General features: G+C 66.5%; 6 protein-coding genes. All 6 read left to right on the top strand.

The features are described 5' to 3' along the window. On the top strand, window positions 1–2,597 hold a 2,597-nt coding region (locus V7082_RS10405; protein ID WP_334148256.1), incomplete at its 5' end, for a PD-(D/E)XK nuclease family protein. After that, entirely contained in the window at window positions 2,594–5,917 is a 3,324-nt protein-coding gene (locus V7082_RS10400) for a UvrD-helicase domain-containing protein (protein ID WP_334148254.1), read from the top strand. The genes V7082_RS10405 and V7082_RS10400, both read left to right, overlap by 4 nt. Before the next feature lie 147 nt (window positions 5,918–6,064). Next, window positions 6,065–6,742: a DUF6088 family protein gene (locus V7082_RS10395; RefSeq protein ID WP_012112801.1), complete on the top strand. Its 678-nt coding sequence runs from the start codon at window positions 6,065–6,067 to the stop codon at window positions 6,740–6,742. Then, on the top strand, window positions 6,739–7,845 hold the full coding sequence (locus V7082_RS10390; RefSeq protein WP_012112802.1) for a nucleotidyl transferase AbiEii/AbiGii toxin family protein: 1,107 nt from the start codon (window positions 6,739–6,741) through the stop codon (window positions 7,843–7,845). The genes V7082_RS10395 and V7082_RS10390 overlap by 4 nt, the downstream gene beginning before the upstream one ends. After that, complete coding sequence (gene hsdR / locus V7082_RS10385) at window positions 7,842–10,217, top strand: EcoAI/FtnUII family type I restriction enzme subunit R (protein ID WP_334148251.1); 2,376 nt, start codon at window positions 7,842–7,844, stop codon at window positions 10,215–10,217. The genes V7082_RS10390 and hsdR overlap by 4 nt, the downstream gene beginning before the upstream one ends. Before the next feature lie 14 nt (window positions 10,218–10,231). Further along, window positions 10,232–10,995: class I SAM-dependent DNA methyltransferase (locus tag V7082_RS10380; protein ID WP_334148250.1), on the top strand; the 764-nt coding region annotated here is incomplete at its 3' end.

Here is a 10,995-nt window from a genome sequence, read left to right as displayed (position 1 = left end):
CGCGACAGGGCGAAGCTGGCGTACAGATCATGACCTTGCCGCAGCTTGCGGCGCGCCTCGCCGGCGGCTTCACGCGCCCAGCGCGATCCGAGGACCTTGACCCGGCGATCCGGTTGGCACTCGACGCCGGCGGTTTCGCCGAACTCGAGAGCATCCGAAGCCTGCCCGGCATGACGCGTTCAGTGGCTTGGACGCTGACCCGGCTATGGAACGCCGACTTCGCATTGGCCGACCGCGCCCATGAGCGCGCGCGGCTTCAGGATCTTATGACGATCGAGGCGCGCGTGCGTGCGAGCCTGCCGGCGGGTGTGCTGTCGCCGCGCGATCTGCGCGATGCCGCCCTGCAGCGCGTGACGCACGCGCCAGCGGTCCTCGGCGCGGTCGAGCTTGATCGCGTCGTGCGCGTCGCCTCGGTTTGGCGGCCGCTGCTCATCGCCCTGGCGCGGCAGGCACCGCTCACCTGGCGCAATCCCGGCGATCCCGATGCCGCCTGGTTCACCGGCGAGCTTGGTTCCGATCCGCGGCCCACACCGGCGTCGCCTGACATCGTCTCCTGCGCCTCGCCGCGCGCCGAGGCCGTCGAAGCTCTGCGGTGGATCCGCGAACTCATCGCGTCGGGCCGCGCTCGGCCGGACGAGATCGCCGTCTGCGCCACGGCGACCGAAGATTGGGACGACCACATGCTGGTGCTGGCGGCCGACGCCGGTCTGCCGTTGCATTTCTCGCACGGCATGCCGGCCCTGGCGTCGCGCGAAGGGCAGGCCTGTGCCGCCCTGGCCGACGTCTTGATCAACGGGTTGAGTCAGGGTCGCGTGCGCCGTCTCTTCGGCCACGCCGCCGGGCGCAGCCGCGGCCTCAACGCGCTGCCTCCGAGCTGGGCGCAGGGCCTGCGGCCTGGCGCTGCCCTCTTCGAGCTTGAGCAATGGCGGCGCGCACTCGATGAAGCCCACGCGCACCGCACGGATGGTGTCGACGTGCGGCCGCTGCTCATCCCGGTTCTCGAGGTGCTTGCCAGAGGAGCCGCCGCCGCAGATGCGGCCGGGGGCTTGCTGCTCGGACGCGCGGGGCGGGCGCTCTGGGTCGAGGCGCTGCGCCGCGCGCCGCCAGAGGCGCTCGAATTCTCGCTGCAGGAGCTTCGTCTTCCCGATGGCCGCGACCCGGGCGCCTGCGCGGTCTGGTGTCCAGCGGGTCATCTCGCAGCGGCGCCACGACGCTTCGTCCGCCTGCTCGGCCTGTCGACGCGATCGTGGCCGCGGCGGTCCGGCGAAGATCCATTGGTTCCGAGCCACATCCTGTCGCGTGACGCCCTCGATTCCGAGTCGGTCACCGAACAGGACCGGCGCACGTATATGCTCGTCACCGCACAGGCCGGCGGCGCTCTGGTGCTCTCACGCAGTCGCCGTAACGCCCAAGGCGGGCTGCAGGCGCCCAGTCCGCTCGTGCCGCACGACCCGCGACGCACCACGGCGTTGAAACGCGCACGCGTCCCGAGCCATGCGTTCAGCGAAGCCGATCGCCTGCTCGCGCGGCCCGAGGAGGCGGCGACCTCGCCTGTGCTGCGAGCAGCTGACGCTTGCTGGCGCAATCGCCGAAGCCCCGCAGTCACCGCTCATGACGGCCGCGTGCGCGAGGATCATCCCGTCATCGCCCGAGCCATCGCGCAGGTGCAGTCCGCGACGTCGCTTCGCCTCATGCTGCGCGACCCGCTTGCCTTCGTGTGGCGCTACGCCTTGGGCTGGCGTTCGCTGGTCGAAGACGAACAGCCCTTGTCGCTCGACGCGCGCGCCTTCGGCGAGCTCGTCCACGAGATGCTGAAACGCACGGTCGACGCGCTCGAACCTCAACCCGGCTATGTGCGCGCGGCCCTCCATGAGATCGAGAACGCCCTCGATGCGGCGTCCGCCGCCATCGCGGTGCAGTGGCCGGTCGAGCGCTCGACCCCGCCCGTCCTCTTGTGGCGCCACACCCTCGCGGCCGCACGCGATCTCGCGCTGAAGGCGCTGACGCTCGACGAGGCATTTCAGCCGGTCACGCGCAGCTGGACCGAACTGGCGTTCGGCCGCGAGGACGACGGGACGAACGCCGCCGGCGATCTGCTGTGGCCGCCGACAGCGCAGGTGATCATTCCCGGCGCCGGGTTGCGCATTCGCGGCAGCATCGATCGGGTGGATTTCAATAGCGCACACAACGGCGTTCGTGTCTCCGACTATAAGACCGGCGTCGAACCGCCGAAGGCTAACGAGATCGTTCTCGGGCGCGGCGCCGAGCTGCAGCGCGTGTTCTACGCCTTGGCCGCGCGCCAACTGGTAGCGGACAATCCGCGGGTCATTGCGCGCCTGGTCTTCCTCGGGACCGATCGGCCCAGGCCGTACAGTCTTCCCGATGTTGATCAGGCGATCGCCGACATTGGCGCGCATGTCAGCGCGGCCGTCGATCTTCTGCGTCGCGGCATCGCCTTGCCCGGGCCCGACGCACGCGAGGACTGGAACGACTTCGCGTTGGCGCTGCCGGCGGCGCCGGCGGTTTATTTCCACAGCAAACAGGCAGCCTTGGGCCGCGCCTTCGGTGACTTCGCCCGGATCTGGAGCGTGCGATGACGAAGCTCGCCGACGAAGCCGCGCGCCTCAGGGCGCTCACAGAACTGCATCTGACGCTGCTGGTGGAGGCGGCGGCGGGCACCGGCAAGACCGCTCTTATGGCCGGCCGCGTGACGATGTTGTTGATGAGCGGCGCCGAGCCGCGCTCGATCGCCGCCATCACCTTCACGGAGCTCGCGGCGAGCGCGCTCGGCGCGCGCGTCCACCGCTACGTCGACGATCTGCTCGCGGGACGTGTTCCGAAACCGCTGCGGGAGGCTCTGCCCGACGGGCTGACCGACGCGCAGCGGCGCATCCTTTCCGAGGCTGCGGGCAAGCTCGATGAGCTGACCGCCACGACCATCCACGCGTTTTGCCAGACCATCATCTGCAGCTACGCAGTCGAAGCCGATATCGACCCTGGCGCGCGCATCCTCGATGCGGCGCAGGCCGAAGCCGCGTTCCAGGCCGTGTTCGAGCAATGGTTCAGAAGGCGGCTGAATGGACCGGCGCGGGCCGACGATCCGATCGCCTCCTTGTCGCAGTACGATCCGCATCACGTGGCCGCCACCTTGCGAGACCTTGCGCGGTTTCGCCTGGAGCATCGGGGCGCGCGGGCGCCCGCGGCCGATCTCAGCGGCCGGCCGGACATCGACCTCGTCGAGGCCGTCGCGGATTTCCGCCGCTGGCTTTCGGCGCAGCCTCTCGAGCCCAAGACGCTCGAACTGGTCGGACAGCTCGAGACGCTGGCCGATCACTTCGCCGGCAGCTTCGCGACGGCGCCTGTCTTCGACACGCTGTGGCGGCTCGCTCATCCGGCGCGCCTGCCTTGCATGCGGCGCTATACATTCGATCTGCTGACTCCAAGGACGAAAACAGCGTGGGACAAGGCCGCCGGCAAGGATCGCGGCGCCGAACTTAACGCCGAGGCTGGTCGGCATTTTGCGCGGGTGGATCACTGCTACCGCGTGATCCTTGGCCGTGTCGCGACCGCGCTGGTCGCCAAGTTGTCCAATGAACTCGATGAGGTTCTTGCCGACTACGCCGCCTTCAAACGCGCTGCCGCCGTTCTCGACTTCGACGATCTGCTGGAGCGGGCGCGCGCGCTCGTGCGCGGGCATGATGCGGTCCGCCGCGCGCTCGGGCAGCGCTATAGCCACATCTTCGTCGACGAATTCCAGGATACCGACCCGATCCAAGCGGAAATCCTGTTTCGCATCGCCGCCGACGACAGCCCGCCGCGCTGGCAGGACAGCCGTCTGCGCGCTGGCGCTCTCTTCATGGTCGGCGATCCCAAGCAGGCGATCTACCGCTTCCGGGGCGCCGACGTCGGCTCCTACGCGGAGGCGCGGAGCGCCATCGCCCGGCGCTGGCCCAACAACATCGTCCAGATTACGGCGAACTTTCGCTCACGGCCGGCGATCCTGAGCCACATCAACCGCTGTTTCGCTACGCCGCTGTCGGCCCAAAATCAGCCGGGCTACGTGGAGCTCGCGCCAACGCTGGATCCGCCGGATCACGATCTGCCATGCGCCGCCAAGATCACGATCGATCTGCCGCCGGATTCGCGGGCGGCGCAGATCCGCGACGCCGAAGCCGAAGTCGTCGCCGATCTGTGCGCGCGGCTGATCGGCAACGTGACGATCCGCGATGAAGACGGCGACCTTGCGCCGCTCACGCCGGGCGGCATCGCGCTGCTCGCCCCGACGGGCTCGGAGCTTTGGCGTTACGAGCGCGCGTTTGAAGCCCGCGGCCTCCGGATCGCCTCCCAGGCCGGGAAAGGACTGTTCCGCCGCCAGGAGGTGCAGGACCTCGTCGCGCTCGTGCGCGTGCTGGCCGACGGCGGTGACACCTTGGCGTTCGGCGCCTTGATGCGCGGCCCGCTCGTGGGCCTCAGCGAGGAGGAGTTGCTCGACATCACCGCGGGATTGCCGCCGCTTGCGGATCGGCCCGACGCAATCCCTCGGTTTTCGCTCGCGACGGATGCCGATGACGTCGCTCATCCCGTCGCGCGGCGGGTCCTCACGATCCTTCAGGACCTGCGCCGCCGGGCGCGCGCCACGACACCCGCGCTGCTGCTCGCCGAAGCCGTCGAGCGGTTGGCCGTGCGACCGATCCTGAGCGCGCGCGAAGGCGACCGCAGCGCGCGAGCCGCCGCCAACGTCGAGGCGCTGCTCGAACGGGCGCGGCCCTACGGCGTCAAAGGCATGAAGCGCTTCGCCCGCGACGTGAGCCGCGATTGGCGCGGCGGCGCCGCCTACAACGAAGGCCGCGTAGATGCCGATGGAGACGCCATCGAGATCATCACCATCCACAGCGCCAAGGGGCTCGAATGGCCGGTGGTGATCCCGATCAACACCGCGACCTTGCTGCGCTCCCGCGAGCCGTTTGTGCACCGGGCTGACGACGACACGCTGCATTGGGTGATCGGCGACGTCGTGCCGCCCGAGCTGCGCGCGGCGCTCGAGACCGATGACGAGAGCCTGACGCGCGAACGCGAACGGCTCTGGTACGTGGCCTGTACGCGAGCCCGTGAGCTGCTGATCGTGCCGGAATTGGCGCAGGCCGAGCAGAAGTCCTGGGCTCGCGTCGTCAATCTGGGCCACGACGCGTTGCCGGAGCTGGACATCTCCCGCATGACGCCGGCGCCGATGCCGATGAGCGCCGATCCGCCGAATACTCAGACCGCTGAGCTGTTCGCAGCCGAGCGCGCGACCATCGAAGAAGCGGCCGTTGCGCTGACCTGGGTCCGGCCGAGCGATCATGATCCGGACCGCCTGGAGGCGGTCGAGGCCATCACACTCGATGCCGGCGATGCGCCGGAGGTCGATCTGCCTGTCGGCGCGGGACGTGTGCGCGGTCTTCTCCTGCACAAGCTGATGGAAGAGGTGCTGAGCGGCGAGCTTGTCGAAGAGGTAGGCCGCTTTGTCAGCCGCGCCCGCGAATTGCTCACTGAACTGGTCCTCGATCCCGACGACAGCGAGGCGCTTCCGGACTCTGACGAGATCGCGGCGACCGCCTGGCGCACGTTGCAACTGCCCGACATCGCCGCGCTTCGCGACCGGCTGACCCCCGAATGGCCGGTCTATGCGCTGCTCGAGGATAGTTCGAAGCCAAGGGCGCTCGCCGGACGCATCGACGCCATCGCCTACACCGGAGATCGCGCCGAGGTGGTCGTCGACTGGAAGAGCGACGTCGATCCGTCCGACGCGGATATTCGCCTCCATGCTGGTCAGCTCGAAGACTATCTGCGGGCGACAGGCGCCCCACGCGGCGCGCTGGTCTACATGACGCCCGGGCTCGTGCGCTGGGTCGCCGGGCGGGATGAGCGGCAATCGTGAGGTCGGGAGCCCCGAGGGGTCGCAAACGGGGGCCGAACAGGCCATCGCCGGAAAGAAGGGGTGTCAGAAATTTGTAGTCATTTTTCTGACAGTCTCGACTCCTCGGTCAGAAATAGGTATACATTTTTCTGACAGAGCTCGGCAACGATGGATCTCAAATCCCAGATTCAAAAGCGGATGGCTGCCCAGGCGCCGTTCGGCGTCTGGACGCCGACCGACTTTCTGGACATCGGCTCGCGCGACGCCATCGACCAGGCGCTGTCACGCATGACCAGCGCGGGAGAGATCCGCCGCATCACCCGCGGCCTTTACGATCTGCCTCGGCCCAACAGCCTGACCGGGAAACCGACCAATCCCGATCCACGCCGGGTCATCGACGCGCTGGTGCGACGAGACCAGGCGCGGATGCTGGTCGACGGGCTGACAGCCGCCAACGACCTTGGGCTGACGGATGCGGTCCCGGCCAAGATCTCGGTCCACACCGACGCGCGCCTGCGTCCAATCAAATTGGGCGCCCAGACCATCACCTTCAAACTGACAGCGCCCAGCCGCTTGCACTGGGCCGGCCGTCCGGCGATGCGTGTCGTCCAGGCGCTGCAATGGCTGCGCAGCACAATCGACGGCGATCACGATCGCATTCGCCGCCGCCTGGCCGCGATCCTCGCCGATCCCGATCACGGTGCGGCGATCGCCGCGGACTTGCGCGACGGCTTCACCAGCCTGCCGGATTGGATGCAGACCTTTCTGCGGCCCTTGCTCGATGAACCGGAGGCCTCCTCTTCCCGGGATAAACCGACCAAGCGACAGCCCGGGAGCCGCAGATGAATCCGGGTTTCGTCACGTTCCTTTCCGCTGCCGCGGAGGATCGCCGCGACGCTTTTCTCGGCGCGGCGCAGCGCTTGGGCGCTCCGGAGCAGAACATCGAAAAGGACTTCTGGGTCTGTTGGACCCTCGATGCGCTGTTCAACGGTGCCGAGGCGGGCGGCCCTCGACTGTTGTTCAAGGGCGGGACCTCGTTGTCGAAGGCTTTTGGATTGATCTCCCGGTTCTCGGAAGACATCGACATCACGATCTTCCGGGACGACCTGGGCGAGGGCGCGACGGTCGATGAGCTGGAGGCGCTGAGCGGCAAGAAACGACGACGGCGCCTCGACGCCATCAAAGGGGCGAGTCAGGCCTACGTGAACGAGACGATGCGTCTGCAGGTCGAGGGACACTTGCGCGAGACCCTGGAGACTGCGGGCTTGGAATCTGAAGCCGGGCGGGTGGAGCTCGATCCCGATGACCCCGACCGGCAAAGCCTGTTGATCTGGTATCCGAAGGTGACGGCGGCTGACGAGGGATACGTCAGGCCGGCGGTCAAGATCGAGTCAGGCGCCAAGTCGGCGCTCGATCCGAACCAACCCGCTATCGTCAAGCCCTATGTCACCGACGTGCTCGCGGATCTCGAGCTGAGCGTGCCCGACGTCAGAACTGTCGTGGCAGAACGCACCTTCTGGGACAAGATTGTGATCTTGCATGGGTTGCGCCAATGGTTCGACGCGCGTGGCGCGCTCCGCGGTGGCGGCCAGCGGATTTCACGGCACTACTACGACGTCTACCGGCTGCTCGACTCCGATGTCGGTCGCTCCGCGTCGAGTGATCTCGCGCTAGGTCTCGACTGCGTGCGGCACGCCCGCATGTTCTTCAACAGTCCAGATCTGAACCTCGCGACCGCGGCGCCTGGAAGCTTCACGCTATCGCCAAATCGCGACATGGCGACCGAACTCACGCGCGACTACGCCGCCATGGCGGGGATGATCTTCGGTAAGGCGCCCGCGCTCGAAGAGGTCCTCGGCCGGGTCGCCGAGCTCGAGGCGCGCATCAACCAAGCCGGAACCAAGTCGGCGGCGGCAAGGCGAGACCGGACGGGGGGCGCAGGAGCATGAACACAGAGGCCGACACGTGTCGAAAATTCGTCGTACCCCGTCTGCAGGCCGCCGGATGGGATAACGCGCCTCACGCAATCAACGAGCAGCGCACCTTCACCGATGGCCGGGTGATCTTCGTCGGGGGTCGTGCTCGCCGCGGCCGGCAGAAGCGGGCCGACTACATTCTGCGGTTCAGCGCCGATTACCCGATCGCCGTCGTGGAAGCCAAGGCGAGCTACAAGTCCGCCGCCGATGGTCTGCAGCAGGCCAAGGACTACGCCGAGATTCTAGGGCTGAAGTTCGCAATCGCCACCAACGGTGCCCAGATCGTGGAGTTCGACTTCTTCACCGGCGTTGAAACGCTGCGCGCCGACTTTCCAGCACCCGCGGAATTGTGGGCGCGCCAGCGCGCGGGTCTCGGTTTGGCCGACGATGCTGCGGCCAATCGGCTCCTCACGCCCGGGTTTCCCGACCCAGGCAAGCCGCTGCGCTACTATCAAGAAGGTGCGGTCAATCAGGCGCTCCAAGCCATACTTACCGGCAGGCGCCGCGCGCTCTTGACGCTGTGCACCGGGGCCGGGAAAACGGCGGTGGCTTTCCAGATCGCTTGGCGGCTCTGGAGTGCTGGGTGGAACAAGCGCGGGGATTTCCGCAAACCGAAGATCCTGTTTCTCGCGGACCGCAATATCCTCGTCGACGATCCGATGGGCAAGACGTTCGCGCCGTTCGGCGACGCCCGCTTCAAAATCGAGAATGGTGTCGTCAGCCAGGGCCGCGATATCTATTTCGCGATCTACCAAGCGATCGCCCGGGACGAACGAAGGCCGGGACTTTATCGCGAATACGCGCGCGACTTCTTCGATTTAATCATCGTAGACGAATGCCATCGCGGCAGCGCACGCGACGACAGCAGCTGGCGGGAGATCCTGGAGTATTTCGAGCCGGCATATCAGCTCGGCATGACAGCCACCCCGCTCAGGGATGACAACCGCGACACCTATGCTTATTTCGGCGCGCCGCTCTACACCTATTCGCTGGCGCAAGGCATCGCGGACGGCTTCCTCGCGCCCTATCGCGTGCATCGGGTGGTTACCGACTATGACGCCGTGGGCTGGCGGCCAAGCAAGGGCGAGCTCGACCGCTTCGGGCACGAGATTCCCGATGATGAGTATCACACCAGGGATTTCGAGCGGGTGGTCGCACTGCGCGCCCGCACGGAAGCGATGGCCCGACACCTCACGCATTTCCTCGCCCAGACGGACCGCTTCGCCAAGACGATCGTCTTCTGCGTCGACCAAGAGCATGCGAGCGAGATGCGCCGCGCGCTTGCCAACCTCAACGCTGACCTCGTCGTCGCGTATCCGGACTACGCTTGTCGCGTCACCGCCGATGAGGGCGACATCGGCAAGGGAAAGCTGAATGCGTTTCAGGATGTGGAAACGAAGGTTCCTGTTATCCTCACGACGTCGCAGCTTCTGACGACGGGTGTCGACGCGCCGACTTGCAAGAATGTCGTCCTCGCCCGCGTCGTGGGCTCGATGACCGAGTTCAAACAGATCATCGGACGCGGCACTCGCCTGCGCGAGGACTACGGCAAGCTGTTCTTCAACATCCTCGACTACACCGGTACCGCTACAGAAAAGTTCGCCGACCCCGAATTCGACGGCGAACCAACGGCCGAAACGGTTACTGAGATCGACGCCGACGGCGAAGTGGTTACGACCGAAGGCGAGGAGAAGCCTCCGCTGGAGACGCCCGACGAGCCGGAAGGCGAGACGCCGCCGGGTGGGCTGCCGCCGGACAAAGAGCCTGGCGAGCCGCGCAAATATTATGTCGATGGCGGGGCGGTCGAGGTGGTAGCCCACCTCGTCTACGAGCTCGACACCGACGGCAAGCGTCTGACCTGCAAGAAGCTGACGGATTGGACCGGGGAGAAGGTCCGAACACTCTATCCGACGGCAGCGAGCTTTCGCGCGGACTGGCTCAATGCCGACAAGCGCCAGGCCGTGGTCGAAGCGCTCGCCGAGCGCGGCATCGACCTTGAGACCTTAGCGAAGGAGGCGGGCCGTCCAGACGACGATCCCTTCGATCTGCTCTGCCATCTCGCCTGGAATGCGCCGCTAAGGACTCGCAGGGAGCGCGCAGAACGCCTCAAGCGTGACCGCCAGGACTTCTTCGATCGTTATGGTGCGGAGGCACGGTCGGTGCTCGAAGCCCTGCTCGAGAAGTATGCCGATCATGGCGCGGCTCAGTTCGTGCTGCCCGGCATCCTGAAAGTGCCGCCGCTCGCGGGCTTCGGCAATCCCAGTGAAATCGCGCGACGCTTCGGAGGTCCGGACAAGCTTCGCGCCGCCGTGAATGAAATGTCCGGCCTCTTGTACGCCGCCTAGGAAAGCACCTCTGAATGCCGCCACGTGAAAAGAAGAAGGATAAGGTGCCGAAGACAACGGTTCAGCGACTTGACAGCGTCATCAAGTCTGCGCGCAACAAGATGCGCAAAGACCGCGAGCTGAAGACGGACCTCACGCGGCTTCCTACCCTGACGTGGCTGATGTTCCTGAAGTTCGTGGACGATATGGAACGGGTCCACGAGGACGAGGCCGTTCTCGCCGGCGAGACCTATCGAAGTTTGATCGACCCTCCCTATCGGTGGCGCGACTGGGCCTCCGATTCCGCAGGCATCACGGGACCGGATCTGCTCTCGTTCATCAATGGGGAGCAGACCGTCCGAGCCGACGGAACAAAGGGGCCCGGCTTGTTCACGTATCTGCGGAGTCTTCGCGGGAATGGGGAAGGGCGACAGCGCCGTGACGTTGTTTCAGCCGTGTTCCGCGACCTGCGCAACTACGCGACGAGCGGCTACGTGCTGCGGGACGTCATCAACCTCGTAAACGACATCCACTTCGACAGCACCGAAGACATCCAGACGCTTGGCCGGATGTATGAAACGCTGCTGCGGGAAATGCGGGACGCGGCGGGTCAGAACGGAGAGTTCTATACCCCGCGACCTGTCGTGCGCTTCATGGTCCAGGTCATCGACCCGAAGCTGAGCGAAACGGTTCTCGATCCGGCTTGCGGCACCGGAGGCTTTCTCGCCGCAGCCTTCGATCACATGAAGCCCAGCGCCGCCACGGTGGTCAGGCAGTCGAGTGACCAGGAACGGAACTC

It is taken from the genome of Hyphomicrobium sp., from assembly GCF_036833075.1.
Lineage (GTDB): Bacteria > Pseudomonadota > Alphaproteobacteria > Rhizobiales > Hyphomicrobiaceae > Hyphomicrobium_C.
The sequence above is the reverse complement of the archived record's forward strand: the minus strand, read 5'-3'. Positions and strand labels throughout refer to the sequence as shown.

Bases quoted from the DNA above. Each gene is read 5' to 3' on its own strand.
- V7082_RS10400 (WP_334148254.1), top strand. From the start codon at position 2,594: ATGACGAAGCTCGCCGACGAAGCCGCGCGCCTCAGGGCGCTCACAGAA.
- V7082_RS10395 (WP_012112801.1), top strand. From the start codon at position 6,065: ATGGATCTCAAATCCCAGATTCAAAAGCGGATGGCTGCCCAGGCGCCG.
- V7082_RS10390 (WP_012112802.1), top strand. From the start codon at position 6,739: ATGAATCCGGGTTTCGTCACGTTCCTTTCCGCTGCCGCGGAGGATCGC.
- hsdR (WP_334148251.1), top strand. From the start codon at position 7,842: ATGAACACAGAGGCCGACACGTGTCGAAAATTCGTCGTACCCCGTCTG.